Below are 17820 nucleotides of genomic sequence, written 5' to 3' on the forward strand. Positions count from 1 at the left end.
ATATACGAAATGTGGCCGCAGATGCGGCCACATTCTTTACAGCGTCCGGTTGCGGTCGAGGCGCTTGTCGCGCTCAGACCTTGAACGGATGACGGAGCAGGATGGTTTCGTCACGGTCCGGACCGGTCGACACCATGTCGATCGGCACGCCCGCGACTTCCTGCACACGCGTGAGATAGGCGCGCGCGTTCTCCGGCAGGCCGTCCCATTGCGTGATGCCGATGGTGCTTTCCTTCCAGCCGCCGAACGTTTCGTATACCGGCTCGCAACGCGCGACTTCCGATGCGCCGCGCGGCAGGATATCGACCGGCTTGCCGTCGAGCGTGTAGCCGGTGCAGAGCTTCACTTCATCGAGGCCGTCGAGCACGTCGAGCTTCGTGATGCACAAGCCCGAGACGCCGTTGATCTGGATCGCACGGCGCAGCGCGGCGGCGTCGAGCCAGCCGGTGCGGCGCGGACGGCCCGTGACCGAACCGAATTCCTTGCCGACGGTCGCGAGATCCAGGCCGACCTTTTCCTGGCGTTGCGGATTGTCGGCATCATACAGCTCGCTCGGGAACGGGCCCGAGCCGACGCGCGTGCAATACGCCTTCGTGATGCCGAGAATGTAGTTCAGACGCTGCGGCCCGATGCCCGCGCCGGCCGTTGCCGCGCCCGCGACGCAGTTGCTCGACGTGACGAACGGATACGTGCCGTGGTCGATGTCGAGCAGCGTGCCTTGCGCGCCTTCGAACAGCAGATTGCTGCCGGTGTGGTTCGCGTCGTAGAGGCGGCGGGAGACGTCCGTGACCATGGGCGCGAGACGGTCGGCATAGCCGAGCATCGTGTCGAGCGTTTCCTGGAAATCGACGGCTTTCGCGCCGAGGTATTGCGTCAGCACGAAGTTGTGGAAGTCGAGCGCTTCGCGCAGGCGTTCCTCGAACACCGCACGGTCGAAGAGATCCTGCACGCGCAAGCCGCGACGCGCGACCTTGTCTTCGTACGCCGGGCCGATGCCGCGGCCGGTCGTGCCGATCTTGCCGGCGCCGCGCTTGGCTTCGCGCGCCTGGTCGATGGCAACGTGGTACGGCAGAACGAGCGTGGCGGCTTCGGAAATGAAGAGGCGCTTCTGGACGTCGATGCCAGCCGCTTCCAGTTCGTCGATTTCCTTGAACAGCGCTTCCGGCGACAACACGACGCCATTGCCGATGTAACAGGCCGTGCCCGCGCGCATGATGCCCGACGGAATGAGGCGCAGAATGGTCTTCTTGCCGCCGATGATGAGCGTATGGCCGGCGTTGTGACCGCCCTGGAAGCGCACGACGCCTTGGGCGTGGTCCGTCAGCCAGTCGACGATCTTGCCCTTGCCCTCATCACCCCACTGGGTGCCCACCACGACGACGTTGCGCCCCGGGTTCACATTCACTGCACTGGCAGACATGTTGATTCGTTAGCTGGTTAAAAACGTATTTTACCTATGTTCGCGAAAGGTTCCGAGTTTTTCGGGACGCGTTTCGCGATTTCGTCACGCTCGCGCGATTGGAATCGGCTAAGCAAAATCCCTTGCCGATCAAGCGACTGTATGCGCTGGCCGCTTCAGGGGCGGATTTCGACCGTCCACTTGCCGTCACGTTCGACGAGCACGCGATCGAACGCGAATTCGTCCAGATCGTGTTCATGGCCGGGCAGCGCCTGGATCACCACTTCGCCCGCGTCGCGGAGCGCGAGAATCGCCGCACGCAGCGGCTCGTCGTGCTTCCACGGTGCGAGGATCGCGCTGCCGCGCGCGTCGACCGGGGAAATGCGCGCCACTTCGCGCAGATCGAGCGAAAAGCCCGTCGCGGGCCGCGCACGGCCGTAGGCCAGACCGACGTCGTCGTACCGGCCGCCGCGCGCGACCGCGTTCGGCACGCCATCGACGTAAGCCGAGAACATCACGCCGCTGTGATACGCATAGCCGCGCAAGTCCGCGAGATCGATCATCAGTTCCGCGCCTTCGACTTGCCCCGCGAGAAACGCGAGATCGTCGAGCGCGCGCGCGATCACCGGCAGATTCGGCAGACGGCCACGCGCGATCTGCAGCACCGACGCATCGCCGTACAGCGACGGCAGCGCGCGCAGCGCCTCGCGCGGTACCTGTCCGAGATGCGCGGTCAGTTCGTGGAGGCGCGGCACGTCCTTGCTCGCGAGCGCGTCGTAGAGCGCCTCGCCGAGCGACGCCGCGGCCGGCTCGAGTTCCAGCAACGCGGCAAGCACACCCGCGTGACACAGATCGAGACGCACTTTCGTCAGACCAGCGAGATGCAGCGAGTCGAGCATCAATTGCTGGATCTCGAGATCCGCTTCCAGTCCCGCGTGCCCGTAGATTTCCGCGCCGATCTGAATCTGCTCGCGCGTGGCGTGCAGCCCGCGCGGACGCGTATGCAGCACGACGCCCGCGTAGCACAGACGCGTCACGCCCTTACGATTCAGCAGATGCGCGTCGATGCGCGACACCTGCGGCGTGATGTCCGCGCGCAGGCCGAGCGTGCGCCCGGACAGCTGATCGACGAGCTTGAAGGTGCGCAGATTCAGGTCGCTTCCGCCGCTCGTCAGCAGCGATTCGAGATACTCGAGCATCGGCGGCATGACGAGTTCGTAGCCGTAGGACCGGAAACGGTCGAGCAGACGGCGGCGCAACTCTTCGATCTTGCGGGCTTCCGACGGCAGAACGTCGGCGATATTCTCGGGAAGTAACCAGGTGGACATCGATGCGATTCCTACGGGACGCGAGGCTCGACGCTTCGTGCGTGGCGCTCGTCGGTCAGGGACGAAAAGATAGAAACAAGATAGGCGAAACGGTGCGATGCTGCCGGGCGCGGCTCACGTCGCGATCAGGAGCAGGATCAGGCCGAGCACCATCGCGACCAGCCCGCCGATGCGGATGTGGTGCGTCGGCCGCTCCGCGATGCGGCGAAAAGTGTCGCGCCACGCGGTCGGAAAAACGAAGGGAAACATACCTTCGATGATCAGCATCAACGCAAGAGCGAGCAGTAACGTCTCGGCCATGTCCAAGGGATTTTTATAGGCCACGCAGCCAGCACAGGCTGGCCGCGCGGCGCGCGCACGGGATCAGCGCTTCACCGTGGCCGGAGCCGGCGTGTCAGCCGCGCCGCCGGTCGGGCTCTTCATGAAGCGGAAGAAATCGCTGCTCGGATCGACGACGATGACGTCGCCCGGCTTGAACGTCTTCTTATACGCTTCGAGGCTCTGATAGAACTGGTAGAACTGCGGATCGCGTCCGTACGCATCGGCCGCTATGGCCGCCGCCTTGCTGTCTCCTTCGCCCTTGATCGACTGCGCCTGGCTGTACGCGTCGGCGAGAATCGCCTGCTGCGTGCGCTCGGCGTCGGCCTTGATCTTGTCCGCCTCCGCCGTGCCCTTCGCGCGCTCGTTCGCCGCCGCCTGCTGGCGCGCCGCGATCATGCGCTTGTAGACCGCATCCGCTACGGCCGGCGGGAAGTCGATGCGCGTCATCTGCAAATCGACCATTTGCACGCCGAATGCCGCGGCCGCGCCTTCCACGCTCTTTTGCGCGTCGGTTTCGATGGCCTGCTGATTGCCGAGCGCGTCCGTCAGCGAGCGCTTCGCGAAGCCGCTCGCGAGCGCGGTGCGCGTGAGCGCGGTGATGCGTTCCTCGGCCGTCTGCGTGTTCTTCTCGTTGCTTTCGAAGAGCTTCAGGGGATCGGCGACGCGATACTTGATCACCGTGTTCACCAGCACTTCGTTCTTGTCCGATGTCGAGAAACGATCGGCGCCGGATTCGTCGATGGTGAGCGTACGCGTGTCGATGAGCGTGAGCGTCTGGAACGGCGGCGGCAGCTTGAAATGCAGCCCCGGGCCTTCGAGACGCGGATTGCCTTCGCCATGCGCGGCGACGACGGCGGCATGCCGTTCGTCGACGGTGAAGATCATCGACGATCCGATGAAAAGCACGATCACGACAGCGACGATGAGCGCAAAAATTCGATTCATGTCGCGCTCCTTATTGCAGGTCGTCTTGACGACTGCGGGAGCGGAACGCATCGCGCGAACGCAGCGGATCGCCGCCGGCATTGGCGCTCGCGCCGCTGGCCGCGCTGGCCGGCGCAACCGCGGCCGGCGCCGATGCGCTCGCCGCGCCCTGCGCGCGCGCCTGAGGCGCTTCCGACGCGCCCGACGCCACCGCGCCGCTGGCGGCATCCGCCGATTCCTTCACCTGCTGTCGATTGGCCTCGACGAGCTTGTCGAGCGGCAGATACACCACGTTATTGCCGGCCTTGCTATCGACGAACACCTTCGTCGTGCGCGAGTAGATCTGCTGCATCGTGTCCAGGTACATGCGTTGACGAATGACCGCGGGCGCCTTCGAATATTCCGCGTACACCTCTTTGAAGCGCTCCGCGTCGCCCTGCGCCTGCGTGACTTCGCGATTGCTGTACGCCCTCGCCTCGTCGATCAGCTTGGCGGCATCGGCCTTCGCGCGCGGCAACAATTGATCCGCGTAGGCTTGCGCCGTATCGCGGGCGCGCTCGTTGTCCTGACGCACGCGCGCCGCTTCCTCGAACGCCGACTGCACCTGTTGCGGCACCTGCACGCTTTGCACGGCGACGCCCGTCACTTGCAGACCGGTGCGATAGGTATCGAGCGAGCGCTGGATCGTTTCGATGAGGCGCGCGCGGAGCGCTTCGCGATCCTTGTAGAGCATGTCGTCCGTCGAAAGACTGCCGGCGATCTCGCGGATCGCCGACTGCGCCGCTTGCGTGACGCTGTCGTCGGCGTTGATGCTGCGGAACAGGAAATCGGTGGGCGACTTGATCTGGTATTGAACGGCGAAGCGCACGTCGACGATATCCGCGTCGTTCGTCAGCAGCGACGCGTCGCGCACGTTGCCTTGGGAGAGCGCGGTGCCGCGCCCGACTTCGACGGAGCGGATCTGCGACGTATCGACGATTTCGCTCGACTGGAACGGATACGGCAGACGCCAGTGGATGCCTTGCGCGACCGTCTGACGATATTGTCCGAACTGGGAGACGACGCCGACATGGCCGTCCTGCACGACGAACACACCGCTGCCGAGATAGATGGCGATAAGCACGCCGATAACGATGCCGAGCCCGATCTTCGTGCCGCGGCCATTCTCGCGCGGCGCGCCGTTGCCGGGCTTCCGGCCGAACACGCCCGCGATGCGGCGGTTGAATTCGCGCCACATCTCGTCGAGATCGGGCGGACCTTCGTCCTTGCCGTTCGGACGCTTGCCGTCCTGCGGACGCTTCGAGTCGTTCTTCACGCCATTGCCGTCGCCCCGCCCCCAGCGCGGATCGTTGATCGAAAAGACGGCAGGCTCAGCTTGCCGGTTAGTCCGCTCTTTGTAGTCGTTCACTCGGTGATTCACCATTAGACAGCCGGGGTCGACGCCGGGTCGATGCAATTCCGAAGGCACTCAGTGTCCGTGCTCGGGAACCTTTTGATTGTCACGCTCGACGGCCGGCCGATGGTCATCCGGCTGCGCGTTCGTGTCGTGTATGGCGTTTGACCCGGACTGCGTGGATTGCGTTGCTTCGGACGCCTCGTGCGGCCCCGGAAATTCGGCGAGCACGCTGGGTAGGCCCGCATCGGTTTCTTCGGATTCCGCCGTGGCTATTTCGGCGATGGCAGCGCGCAGCGCATCGAGCCCCTGACCCGTGCGTGCGCTCAAGAAAACGCGCGAAATATTACCATACTCGTCCCTTTCAACCGCTTCGCCACGGGCCGCGAGCTCGGGCACCGCATCGATCTTGTTGAAGACGAGAATCTGTCGAATGTTGTCAGCGCCGATGCCGCGCAACACCTCGTTCACCTGATCGATCTGATCGAGGCGCACCGCGCTCGATGCATCGACGACGTGCAGCAGCACGTCCGCATGAATGGTTTCTTCGAGCGTGGCGCGGAATGCGGCGACCAGTTGGTGCGGCAATTCGCGGATGAACCCGACGGTATCCGACACGACGACATGGCCCGCTTCCTCGCCGAGGAACACGCGGCGCGAAGTCGTATCGAGGGTGGCGAAGAGCTGGTCCGCCGCGTACGCCTGCGCTTTCGTGAGCGCGTTGAACAAGGTGGACTTGCCCGCGTTCGTATAGCCGACGAGCGACACGGACATCGTGCGATTGCGCGCGCGCTGACGTCGCTGCGTGCCGTGCTGGCGGCGCAGTTTCTCGAGACGCGACTTGAGCGCCTTGATGCGCTCGCCGATCAGACGCCGGTCGGTTTCGAGCTGCGTTTCGCCCGGACCGCGCAGGCCGATACCGCCCTTCTGCCGTTCGAGGTGAGTCCACGCGCGAATGAGGCGCGTCGACAGATATTGCAGTTGCGCGAGTTCGACCTGCAGCTTGCCTTCGTGACTGCGCGCGCGCTGCGCGAAGATATCGAGAATGAGGCTCGTGCGATCGACCACGCGGCGATTCAGCGCGACTTCGAGGTTGCGCTGCTGCGCGGGCGCGAGCGCGTGATTGAAGATGACGAGCTCGACGTCGTTCGCTTCGCACTGCAGACGCAGTTCCTCGACCTTGCCGCTACCGATGAACATCTTGGCATCGGGACTCTGACGGCGGCCGGTGAGCGTGACGGCGGGATGGGCGCCCGCACTTTGTGCGAGCAGACTGAGTTCTTCGAGACTGGCTTCGAAATCGATCTTGCCGAAGTCGATGCCGACGAGCGCTGCGTTAATCAAATTAATATGTTTAAGTATTTGAAGCGACCGGCGAGTTGCTTAATGTTCGCATTAGAAGTGGCAATTTCGCGCCGGCCGCGACGAGGTTTAGGACGGTTCAGCGTCCGGGTGGAAGTTCACCGGGCGAGCGGGCACGACCGTCGAAATGGCGTGCTTATAGACCATCTGGGTGACCGTATTTCGGAGCAACACGACGTACTGGTCGAACGATTCAATGTTCCCTTGGAGCTTGATGCCGTTGACCAGATAGATCGAGACCGGCACGTGCTCTTTACGCAGTGCGTTCAAAAACGGGTCTTGTAACAATTGCCCTTTGTTGCTCATAGCAAACTCCGTGTTTTTTTGCAGGTTGGAAGTATTGTGGACGAAGAAAAAGAGATCCGCCGACAATCGCTACACTATAGCTGATTTTCGCTGTTTTACGTTTCAGTAGCCGGATCGGCCAAATGGCCAGCGGCACCGAAGCGTAAGGCTTCACGCGGCTCTTACTCCTTGTCCGCGTAAGGGTTTCGACTCGATCGAAACTCTATGCGAAGTGGAGTGCCGGCGAGCCCAAAAGTTTCGCGAAAGCGCCCTTCCAGATATCGCTTGTACGTGTCCGTGATCGCGTCGAGCGCGTTGCCGTGCACGACGATGATCGGCGGATTTTGCCCGCCCTGATGCGCGTAGCGCAGCTTCGGACGCACCGGGCCACGCCGGCGCGGCTGCTGGAATTCCACCGCCTCGATGAGCGCGCGCGTCAGCTTCGGCGTCGGCAGCTTGGCCATCGCGGCGGCGTAGGCGTCGTCGACCGATTTCATCAACGCGCCGATGCCCGTCTTCTCCAGCGCCGAAACGTAGTGGAATTTAGCAAAGTCCAAAAACTTGAGCTTGCGCGTCAGGTCCGACTTCGTGCGCTCACGCACATGCGAATCGAGACCGTCCCACTTGTTCACGCCCACCACGAGCGCACGGCCCTGCTCGACCACGAAACCGGCGATATGCGCGTCCTGTTCCGAGATGTCCTGCTGCGCATCGAGGAGAAGAATGACGACGTTGGCATCCGCGATCGACTGCAGCGTCTTCACGACCGAAAACTTTTCGATCGCTTCGAACACCTTGCCGCGCCGACGCAGGCCGGCCGTGTCGATCAATGTGTATTTGCGGCCTTGTCGCTCGAAATCAACATAAATCGAATCGCGCGTGGTGCCCGGCATGTCGAATGCGATCACCCGCTCTTCGCCGATCAGCGTGTTCACGAGCGTCGACTTGCCGACGTTCGGACGCCCGACGATCGCAATCTTGACGCCATGTTTCGCCTTCTCGTCTTCCGACTCTTCCGGCTGATCCTTGTACGCGATATCCAGCGCGTCGTTGATCATTTCGACGACGCCGTCGCCGTGCGCCGCCGAGATCGCGCGCGGATCGCCGAGACCGAGCTCGTAGAAGTCCGCCGCGACCGCCGAGTACTTCATGCCTTCGGCCTTGTTGACGACGAGAAAGAGCGGCCGGCCCGTCTTGCGCAGATAGTCGGCGATCGCCTTGTCCTGCGGCGCGAGCCCATTGCGTCCATCGACGATGAACACGACGATATCGGCCTCTTCCACCGCCTGGCGCGTCTGCCGCGCCATCTCGTGCAGAATGCCGTCCTTCGCCACCGGCTCAAAGCCGCCCGTGTCCACCACGAGATACGGGCGTTCGCCGCCCACACGGCCTTCGCCGTAATGACGGTCGCGCGTCAGGCCCGGCAAATCCGCGACGAGCGCGTCGCGCGAGCGCGTCAGCCGGTTGAAAAGAGTCGATTTCCCAACATTGGGGCGCCCGACGAGGGCAATCACGGGTTTCATCTGATTTTGTTCAAGGTTGAACGCAAGGCGAACGCGGAACGGGCGGTACAACCGTCTCGTTGCGTTCCGCTACGCCGCGCAATGGCTGCGCTTGTCGAAAATTAGCATGGATTCGGCCTGCCGCACGCGAGGCGCGCTGGTCGGCCGGATCGTCGGCGGTCGTTCGCCGGTTCCGCCTCGTTCGAGGCTCTTCTTGCACGACGCCTTCGCGCGTCGCGCTTCGTTCTTGCGACCCTGCTTTTGCATGCGGGTTTTATCGCGATGCGCGCATGACGCAGCGCTTCTTTCTCGTGCGGCTCGCCGTGGCGAGCCTGCCGCGCCGCGCAACATCGACGGCGCGCTTGCTATTCAGGACCGCGAGCAAGCCTGACTCGCTCGCGGTCCGGCTGCGATCAGTTGCTCGGACGGAAACCGTAGAGATCGCCGTCATGCGTCTGCACGACGAGCGTGTTGCCCGCCATCACGGGCGCAGCGGTGATCGCGCTGCCATCGGTCGGCGCGCGGCCGATCAGTTCGCCGTTTTCCACGTTCAGGAAGTGCACGAAGCCCTTGTAATCGCCCACGACGACCGCGCGGCCGAGAATGTACGGCACGCTGACACTGCGGTTCTTCAGCACGTCCGTCTTCCAGAGCGGCGTGCCATCCGACGCGCGGAACGCATTGACGACCGACCAGTCGTCGCCGGCGGCCACGATCTGCTCGTCCTGAGCCAGGCCGCTGTCGCTCGAAAAGTTCTTTTCCCAAACCGGGCGGCCCGAATTTGCATCGAAGCAGCCGATACGGCCCTGGAACGTCACCGCGCAAGTCTGCGCGCCGACGAGTCCCGGCGCGCCGGTCACGTCGTTGATGCGCTCGACTTCGGTCACGCCCTTCGGATACGACACCGGCGCTTGCCAGAAGGCATCGCCCGATTGCAGGTTGATCGCCGCGAACGTGCCGCCGGGGAAGCCCGCGAGCACAGCCTGATTGGCCGCGAACGTCATGCCGGCCGCAACGCGCAGATTCAGTGGCACCGCGCGCAACTGGAAGATCCACTTCTGCTCGCCGGTCTGCGCGTTGAACGCGATGACCTTGCCGTCGATCGTACGCACGATCACGAGATCGTTGCCGACCAGCGGCGGCGAAACGATCTCGCCCGGCGCGGTTGCTGTCCACAGCAGCTTGCCGTCGGGGCCGAGCACGTCGACCTGCCCCTTCAGACCGCCCACGGCCGTGAGATTGCCGTCGCTGCCGACGCCCGCGGACAGATCGTCCTTCAGTTTGACGCGCCAGACGTCCTGACCGGTCTTCGCGTCGATTTTAGCGACGGAGCCGTTCGCGCCCGCGGCATAAACGTAATCGCCGACCGCGACCGGCGAGAACAGATAACGGCCAGCCTTGCCGACGCTTGCCTTCCACGCCTGGTTGACGTTCAGCACCGGCTTGAACTCCGCGAGCGGTACCGGCACGCGGCGTTCATCCTTGGTCGACGAGCAAGCGGTCAACAAGACGGTCATCGCGCAAGCGAGCGGCACGGCGTAGCGTTTCAAAAATGTCATCGGTGGACGCAACATGAATTGGTGAATTGGGTTGATCGGCGCTGCCCGCCGCGTCGCTTCATGGCGACACCGTGGCGGGCGGCTTGATTGACTGATGGCAGGGATCGAAGACGAACCGATTGGAAACCAGCCGGATCAGCCGCCGAGCGCGTCGAGCTTGAACTGAATCAGCTGACGGGCGGACGTGTCGTTCTCGGGCAGCGCCGTCAGCGCGACCTTGTAGGCCGCGCGCGCGTCGTCGCGTTTGCCTTGAGCTGCGAGCAGGTCGCCACGGCGGTCCGCGATCACGCCTTTGAACGCTTCGAGAGGCTGCTCGGCGAGCAGTTTCAGGCCCGCGTCGTAGTTCTTCTCGTCGAGCAGCACGAGCGCCAGACGCAGCTTCGCGATCTGCTTGTACTCTTCGTCCTTCGCATGGTCGATGGCCCATTGCAGTTGCGCCTTCGCGCCAGCCGTGTTGCCCGCCATGTAGAGCGATTTCGCGGCCGCGAGCGCGGTCATCTGCGCGTAGCCGGTGCCGCCGAACTTGTCTTCCATGTCCGTCGCGACGCGCTGGACCAACGCCTGATTGTTTCCGTCCACTGCCTGCTGCAGATGGTCGTAAAGCACCGACGCCTCGGCGGCCTGACGGCGCTGCCAGAAATTCCATCCGTTGTACCCGGCCGCAATGACGAGCGCCACGAGCACAACCCACGTCGTGGTGTTACCCCATTTGGCCCACCAGGCCTTTACGCTTTCAAGTGATTCTTGTTCGTCGTGATAGCTCATCGTCCAGCTATTCCTTCCTGCGTTTCAATTCCCTCAACGAGTTCCGCGCACGATGCCGGATCGCCCCGATCAGGCCCACGCGCGCGGCAATGCGCCTGAATCTCAGGCACCCTCGTCATCGGCGGTTGCAACCATCGCATTGATTAGGTATTCGGTCAAGTCTTCCGCCCGAACGTTCACTTGCTCGTTCTTTTGTCCGCCGGACGTTTCGTCGATCGAGCGGCGCAGCGGCTTGACGCCGATCATACCTTGCGCGAGTTCGTCCTCTCCGAGCACTACGGCGAACGCCGCGCCGCTCGCGTCGGCCTTTTTCATCTGCGACTTGAAGCTCGCGGACGCGCCGTCCGGGCTGCAATGCAGAATGACGTCGAGACCCGTGTCGCGCAGCCGCTCGGCGACGATGAACGCCTGCTCCGCCGCCGCTTCGCCCTGATGCACGACATAGACGTCCGTGCCTTCGGCTTCCGGTACGAGCTGCTCTTCCTTCAGCAATTCTAGGATGCGCTCGACGCCCATGGCCCAGCCGCACGCGGCCGTCGGCTTGCCGCCGAGCTGTTCGATCAGCGGATCATAGCGACCGCCGCCCGCGACCGTGCCCTGCGCGCCGAGCTTGTCGGTGACCCACTCGAACACGGTCAGGTTGTAGTAGTCGAGACCGCGCACGAGACGCGGGTTGATCGTAAACGGAATGTTGTTCGCCTTCAAAAGCCGCTGCACGCCCTCGAAGTGCTTGCGCGATGCGTCGCCGAGAAAGTCGACGAGCTTCGGTGCGTTCTGCGCGATCTCCTGCATCGCCGGATTCTTCGTGTCGAGCACGCGCAGCGGGTTCGTGTAGAGCCGGCGCTTCGCTTCCTCGTCGAGGGAATCGACGTGTTTTTCCAGATACGCGATCAGTTCCTTGCGATGCGCCGCGCGCTCTTCGGCCTGACCGAGCGAATTCAGTTCGAGGCGGATGCCGGTGAGTCCGAGGTCGTCCCACAGACGCTGGCACATCATGATGATTTCGGCGTCGGTGTCCGGCCCGGCGAAGCCGAGCGCCTCCACGCCGACCTGATGGAACTGGCGATAACGCCCGCGCTGCGGACGCTCATGACGGAACATCGGACCGATGTACCACAGACGCTTCGGGCCGTCGTACAACAGGTTGTGCTCGATCGTCGCGCGCACGACCGCCGCGGTGTTCTCCGGGCGCATCGTCAGATGCTCGCCGTTGAGCGCGTCGGTGAAGCTGTACATCTCCTTCTCGACGATGTCGGTCACTTCGCCGATGCCGCGCGTGAACAACTGCGTGTGCTCGACGATCGGCGTGCGGATGTTCTGATAGCCGTATGCGCGCAGCATCGACTTGACGGTGGTTTCGAAGAAATCCCACAACGCGGCATCCTGCGGGAGGATGTCGTTCATGCCCTTCACGCCGCTCAGTTTCTCGAGCCGTTTCTTCTGTTCAGTCATCTGTCTTTAGAGTGATGCCGCGGACGTCTCGACGCGCTGCCCATAGGTACGCTCGACATAGTCGCTGACGATTTGCTGGAATTCCTCGGCGATGCGCTCGCCGCGCAGCGTCTTCACCTTCACGCCGTCGATGAACACGGGCGCCGCCGGATTCTCGCCCGAACCCGGCAAGCTGATGCCGATATTGGCGTGCTTCGATTCGCCCGGCCCGTTGACGATGCAGCCCATCACCGCGACGTGCATCTTCTCGACGCCGGGGTACTGATCGCGCCACGTGGGCATCGAGTTGCGCAAGTAGCTTTGAATCTGCGACGCCAACTCCTGGAACAGCGTGCTCGTCGTGCGGCCGCAGCCGGGACACGCGATGACCATCGGCGTGAAGGAGCGCAGGCCCATCGTCTGCAGGATTTCCTGGCCCACGACGACTTCGCCGGTGCGCGCGCCGCCCGGTTCCGGCGTGAGCGAAATGCGAATGGTGTCGCCGATGCCTTCCTGCAGCAGAACCGAAAGCGCCGCCGTCGATGCAACGATGCCCTTCGAGCCCATGCCCGCTTCGGTCAGGCCGAGATGGAGCGCGAAGCTGCAACGCTTCGCGAGTTCGCGATACACGGCGATCAGATCCTGCACGCCGCTGACCTTGCACGACAGGATGATCTTGTCGCGGCCGAGACCCAGTTCGACGGCGCGCTCCGCCGAGCCGACCGCGGATTGAATCAGCGCCTCGTACATCACGCTTTGCAGTTCCCACGGATTCGAACGCGCGGCGTTTTCGTCCATCATGCGCGCGAGCAGATCCTGATCGAGACTGCCCCAGTTCACGCCGATACGCACCGGCTTGTCGTATTTGATCGCGGCTTCGATCATCTGCGCGAATTGCGTGTCGCGCTTCGCGCCCTGGCCGACGTTGCCCGGATTGATCCGGTATTTCGACAGCGTCTCGGCGCACGCGGGATGATCGCGCAGCAGCAGATGGCCGTTGTAGTGGAAATCGCCGACGAGCGGCACCGTCACGCCCATGCGATCGAGCTGCTCGCGGATATGCGGCACGGCCGCCGCCGCTTCCGGCGTATTCACCGTAATGCGGACGAGCTCGGAGCCCGCCTGCGCCAGTTCCTTGATCTGGATGGCCGTGCCGATCGCGTCCGCCGTGTCGGTGTTGGTCATCGACTGCACGCGCACCGGCGAATCGCCGCCGATCGTCACGAGCTGGCCACCCCAGCGCACATCGACGGCATGCGATGACCGGCGCGTCAACGGACCGCCGAAGACCGGCTCGGTCGAACAAATCTTGCTGTTGATCAGGGATTGAGCTTCGGATTGCATCGAAAAACCCTTTGGCAACCTTGCCGCCGATACGGCGCCGGTCGCGTGTGTGGAACCTCAAACGGGCGTCACGGCTTGCACCGTGACGCCCTCGACTTGTCCGCCGCGCTGGACAGATCGATCTCGCAAGCTCAAGGCAGCGAGAGACGCGCGACGTTTCCGCGTGCGGACGAATAGCGTTTGGCGTCGACGGGCTCGTCATCGACCGACAGCGACTCGACGCCCTTCACGTTGCCGACGGTCACCTTGAACGGCGCCTCGCCTTCCACGCGCTGGGTGTTGCCCGCGCGCACGAGTCCGGAATACAGTTCCTTGCCGTCCTTGCCGCGCACGCTGAACCAGCTATCTTCCTTCACTTTCAATTCGATCGCGCTCGAACCGCTGCCCGCGACGGCCGGAGCCGACGCCGCCATCGCAACAGCCGAAGCAGGCTTCGCGGCCGATGCGGGCGCCGCCGCAGCCGGCGCGCTCGCGCCCTGCACCGCGGACAGCGTCGACGACGAAGCCGGCAGCGCATTCGTGCCGAGCGGACGCGGCATCGGCTGCTCGCCGGGGCCGGCCGCCACTTCGGGCAGCGACGCTTCGCCGGTGTTGGCGGCCGCGGCCTCGTCGGGCGTCGGCGCGGATGTCGTGCCCGACGCTTCGTTCGATGCCGAAGCAGGCGCGGACGTCGACGACAGACCGATGCCCGTCGTCGCCTTGAGGCGCGCGAGCCAGTTGTTCGAATCGCCGCCGGTGTGCCACATCACGAGCACGGCCAGCACGACGATGATGGCGAGCACGCCCCACATCCACGAGCGCTTGCGGCCCGACGAATTGCCGAGCGGCACCGACACGCGTCCGCGCGGCAGACCCGCGCCCGCCGACGCCGGCACCTTCAGATTCTGCGCGATGTCATCGCTGCTGCGCCGGAACGCCTGCGTGAACGGCGCCGGATCGGCGCCGAGAATCTTCGCGTAACTGCGCACGATGCCCGCCGCGAACGTGCGATCGGGCAACTGGCTGATATCGCCCGCTTCGAGCGCGAGCAGTTTCGGCGGCGACACCTTGAGACGCGCGGAAACGTCGTCGATCGACCATGCTTTCGCCTGGCGAAGTTGCGCGAGACGCGCGCCGACCGCCTGTATCGAGTCCAGATTCCCCGCCTGGCTCGCATTCGATGCCGCCCTTTCCGCGTCGCCCGGGCCGTCGTACTGACTGCCGGACCGGTTGTTGCCGGAATGACTGCCGAAAGGCGTCGGGTGCTGCGGCTCACTCATGCCAAATTCCTCGCATCGATTCTTCTATATAGCGCTGTTGCGTCGTTCGGTTCCAAAAACCCCGTGCACGATACAACCGCAGCGCCATTGCAGACCGCTTTATAACAAAATGTTCGGCTTTTAGCGCCGCATCCAGACGCTTACTGCGCCCTCCGCTGCGGCTTTTTTCGATGCGGACGCCCGGTCAGACCGCCCGCACCTCGATCGTCTTGCTGCCTGCACGGCCCATGCGTTCGGCAAGACGCGTGCGGTCCTGCACCGCGCCCGCGAGTTGACCGCACGCAGCGTCGATATCGTCGCCGCGCGTCTTGCGCACGGTCGTTACGACGCCCGCATCGATCAACACCTGCGCGAACCGCTTGATCTGCTCGTTCTTCGAGCGCGTCAACCCCGACTCCGGAAACGGATTGAACGGGATCAGATTGAACTTGCACGGCACGTCGCGCGTCACGGCAAGCAATTCGCGCGCGTGCGCTTCGGTGTCGTTGACGCCGTCGAGCATGCAATATTCGAACGTGATGAAGTCGCGCGGCGCGACCTTCAGATAACGCTGACACGCGGCCATCAATTCGCGCAGCGGGTACTTCTTGTTCAGCGGGACCAGCATGTCGCGCAGCGGATCGTTCGGCGCGTGCAGCGATACCGCGAGCGCCACCGGCAGGTCGGCCGCGAGGCGGTCCATCATCGGCACGACGCCGGAGGTCGACAAGGTCACGCGACGGCGCGACAAGCCATAGGCGTTGTCGTCGAGCATCAGGCGCATGGCCGGCACGACGGCGTCGTAATTGAGCATCGGCTCGCCCATGCCCATCATCACGACGTTCGTGACGACGCGCTCGCCCTTGCCCGGCCCGCCGACTTCGCGCCCGAGCGACTTGCGCAGCGCGAACTCCGCCATGCGCAACTGGCCGATGATCTCGCCCGTCGTCAGGTTTCGGGAAAAACCCTGCTTGCCGGTGGAACAGAACCGGCAGTTCACCGCGCAACCCGCCTGCGACGACACGCACAGCGTGCCGCGCGTCTCTTCGGGGATGAACACGGTTTCGACCGCGTTGCCGTTGCCGACGTCGACCAGCCATTTGCGGGTGCCGTCGGCGGAAACGTGGTCGCTGATGATGTCGGGCATCGCCATGTTGGCGCGGCCCTTGAGTTTTTCGCGCAGCGATTTCGCGAGATCCGTCATGCCGTCGAAGTCTTCGGCACCATATTGGTGGATCCAGCGCTGCAATTGCTTGGCGCGAAACGACTTTTCGCCCAGGCTCGCGCAGTACGCGGTGAGCCCGGCGGCGTCGAGATCGAGGAGATTGACGGTGGTGCTGCTCGTCATGTCAAGTTCTGCCATTTCAGATTGCGAAGCCCGGTATCTTCCCGGGACCGTTCGCGCCAATTTCTGCTTCTTTTCGTACCGCTTTTATTGCGTCGAGGCGCGATGCCCGCGATGACCGAACAGCCATCGCGGCTTTCAACGCGAAAATTAACGCGAGTAGACGTTCACTTGCGGGAAGAAGAACGCAACTTCTTGCGCTGCCGTTTCCGGCGCGTCCGAACCGTGAACCGCGTTCGCGTCGATGCTGTCGGCGAAGTCGGCGCGGATCGTGCCCTTGTCCGCCTTCTTCGGGTCGGTCGCGCCCATCAGGTCGCGATTCTTCAGGATGGCGTTCTCGCCTTCCAAGACTTGAATCATCACCGGACCCGAGATCATGAATTCGACCAGATCCTTGAAGAACGGACGTGCGGCGTGCACGGCGTAGAACTTCTCGGCGTCGGCGCGCGACAGATGAACCATGCGCGACGCAATGATCTTCAGACCTGCGTTCTCGAAACGGCTGTAGATCTGGCCGATAACGTTCTTTGCCACTGCGTCCGGCTTGATAATCGACAGGGTGCGCTCGATCGCCATAAAAACTCCAAAAAATGAACGGTTTACGGATTAAAACGAATCGACAATTGTAGCACGAAGCAATGTATCATTGCGATTGAAACCTTACGGCATCGTAAGGATCAAACCCTGCGAGGACTTGGCTGTCCGGACGGCCGAACTGACCTTCGGGCTATTGAATTCGGCGCGCGCCGGGGCCATATTGAAACAAAACGCTGCATTGCAACCGGAAGCACGCAGCGCGGCGCGGGCACCAAGCGGTTCTAATATTGGCTTAAGTCCGCGCACCTTATCATTCGTATATGACGAAGTCGCGGGAAGACCGAACGACAGACAATTGGAGCAAGGAGAAACCATGAACGAATCACCCTACAGCTTTGGCCGTAATGGCAGCGTCACCTCGGTCGAGGTGCGCAACCGCGTGCTGCGCAACACCTACTGGCTGCTCGCGCTCTCGATGGTGCCGACGGTGCTCGGCGCATGGGTCGGCGTCGCGACGGGCTTCTCGCTGTTCGCGGCTACCAGCCCGGCAATGAGCTTCATCGCGTTCCTCGCGATCGCGTTCGGCTTCATGTTCGCCATCGAGAAAACCAAGAACAGCGGCATGGGCGTGGTCGTCCTGCTCGGCTTCACGTTCTTCATGGGCCTGATGCTCTCGCGTCTCCTGAGCTTCATTCTCGGGTTCTCGAACGGACCGCAACTGATCATGATGGCCTTCGGTGGCACGGGCGTGATCTTCGCGGCCATGGCGACCATCGCGACCGTCAGCAAGCGCGATTTCTCGGGCCTCGGCAAGTTCCTGTTCATGGGCGTGATCGTCATTCTGCTGGCGGCGTTCGCGAACATCTTCCTGCAGTTGCCCGCGCTCATGATGACGATCTCCGTGCTCGCCATCGTGATCTTCTCGGCGTACATGCTGTTCGACGTGCAGCGCGTGGTGAACGGCGGCGAGACGAACTACATCAGCGCGACGCTCGCGATCTATCTCGACCTGTATAACGTGTTCACGAACCTGCTGGCGCTGCTCGGCATCTTCGGCGGCAACCGCAACTAAGCGCGCCAAACGCGG

The 17820-nt window shown here is 63.4% G+C and carries 16 protein-coding genes; 1 reads left to right on the forward strand and 15 read right to left on the reverse strand.

Annotation, left to right across the window (positions count from 1 at the left end; all coding sequences use genetic code 11):
• Positions 1-73: 73 nt before the first annotated feature.
• From NCR93_RS07805 to ndk, 15 genes are all read right to left on the reverse strand, one after another.
• Entirely contained in the window at positions 74-1420 is a 1347-nt protein-coding gene (locus tag NCR93_RS07805; protein ID WP_008349396.1) for an adenylosuccinate synthase, read from the reverse strand.
• 155 nt (positions 1421-1575) lie between these two features.
• Complete coding sequence (locus NCR93_RS07810; protein ID WP_175982254.1) at positions 1576-2727, reverse strand: ATP phosphoribosyltransferase regulatory subunit; 1152 nt, start codon at positions 2725-2727, stop codon at positions 1576-1578.
• 114 nt (positions 2728-2841) lie between these two features.
• Positions 2842-3033: a DUF2065 domain-containing protein gene (locus NCR93_RS07815; RefSeq protein ID WP_033536382.1), complete on the reverse strand. Its 192-nt coding sequence runs from the start codon at positions 3031-3033 to the stop codon at positions 2842-2844.
• A gap of 57 nt (positions 3034-3090) precedes the next feature.
• Complete coding sequence (hflC, locus tag NCR93_RS07820; RefSeq protein WP_008349390.1) at positions 3091-3993, reverse strand: protease modulator HflC; 903 nt, start codon at positions 3991-3993, stop codon at positions 3091-3093.
• Positions 3994-4003: 10 nt separating this feature from the next.
• Positions 4004-5380, reverse strand: coding sequence for an FtsH protease activity modulator HflK (gene hflK, locus NCR93_RS07825; RefSeq protein ID WP_008349387.1), 1377 nt, complete (start codon positions 5378-5380; stop codon positions 4004-4006).
• Between the two features lie 60 nt (positions 5381-5440).
• Entirely contained in the window at positions 5441-6709 is a 1269-nt protein-coding gene (gene hflX, locus NCR93_RS07830; protein WP_008349385.1) for a GTPase HflX, read from the reverse strand.
• An 87-nt stretch (positions 6710-6796) separates the two neighbouring features.
• A complete protein-coding gene (gene hfq / locus NCR93_RS07835) occupies positions 6797-7033 on the reverse strand; it encodes an RNA chaperone Hfq (RefSeq protein ID WP_008349383.1) in 237 nt (78 codons plus the stop codon).
• A 161-nt stretch (positions 7034-7194) separates the two neighbouring features.
• The gene (gene der, locus NCR93_RS07840) at positions 7195-8535 is read right to left on the reverse strand and encodes a ribosome biogenesis GTPase Der (RefSeq protein WP_008349381.1); all 1341 of its coding nucleotides are present in this window, start codon (positions 8533-8535) and stop codon (positions 7195-7197) included.
• A 392-nt stretch (positions 8536-8927) separates the two neighbouring features.
• The gene (gene bamB, locus NCR93_RS07845; RefSeq protein WP_008349379.1) at positions 8928-10073 is read right to left on the reverse strand and encodes an outer membrane protein assembly factor BamB; all 1146 of its coding nucleotides are present in this window, start codon (positions 10071-10073) and stop codon (positions 8928-8930) included.
• Positions 10074-10208: 135 nt separating this feature from the next.
• A complete protein-coding gene (locus NCR93_RS07850; RefSeq protein ID WP_008349377.1) occupies positions 10209-10838 on the reverse strand; it encodes a tetratricopeptide repeat protein in 630 nt (209 codons plus the stop codon).
• A 102-nt stretch (positions 10839-10940) separates the two neighbouring features.
• The gene (gene hisS / locus NCR93_RS07855) at positions 10941-12290 is read right to left on the reverse strand and encodes a histidine--tRNA ligase (protein WP_175982256.1); all 1350 of its coding nucleotides are present in this window, start codon (positions 12288-12290) and stop codon (positions 10941-10943) included.
• A 6-nt stretch (positions 12291-12296) separates the two neighbouring features.
• A complete protein-coding gene (ispG, locus tag NCR93_RS07860; RefSeq protein WP_008349373.1) occupies positions 12297-13613 on the reverse strand; it encodes a flavodoxin-dependent (E)-4-hydroxy-3-methylbut-2-enyl-diphosphate synthase in 1317 nt (438 codons plus the stop codon).
• Positions 13614-13744: 131 nt separating this feature from the next.
• On the reverse strand, positions 13745-14872 hold the full coding sequence (locus tag NCR93_RS07865; RefSeq protein WP_175982257.1) for a helix-turn-helix domain-containing protein: 1128 nt from the start codon (positions 14870-14872) through the stop codon (positions 13745-13747).
• A gap of 184 nt (positions 14873-15056) precedes the next feature.
• Positions 15057-16199, reverse strand: a complete 1143-nt coding sequence (rlmN, locus tag NCR93_RS07870) for a dual-specificity RNA methyltransferase RlmN (protein ID WP_175982258.1) — start codon at positions 16197-16199, stop codon at positions 15057-15059.
• A gap of 147 nt (positions 16200-16346) precedes the next feature.
• The gene (gene ndk / locus NCR93_RS07875) at positions 16347-16772 is read right to left on the reverse strand and encodes a nucleoside-diphosphate kinase (protein ID WP_008349368.1); all 426 of its coding nucleotides are present in this window, start codon (positions 16770-16772) and stop codon (positions 16347-16349) included.
• A 334-nt stretch (positions 16773-17106) separates the two neighbouring features.
• Here ndk and NCR93_RS07880 point away from each other — a divergent pair, with 334 nt between their 5' ends.
• Positions 17107-17805, forward strand: coding sequence for a Bax inhibitor-1/YccA family protein (locus tag NCR93_RS07880; protein WP_008349366.1), 699 nt, complete (start codon positions 17107-17109; stop codon positions 17803-17805).
• Positions 17806-17820 lie beyond the last annotated feature (15 nt).

This window comes from Caballeronia sp. ATUFL_F1_KS39 (assembly GCF_023630985.1).
GTDB lineage: Bacteria > Pseudomonadota > Gammaproteobacteria > Burkholderiales > Burkholderiaceae > Caballeronia > Caballeronia zhejiangensis.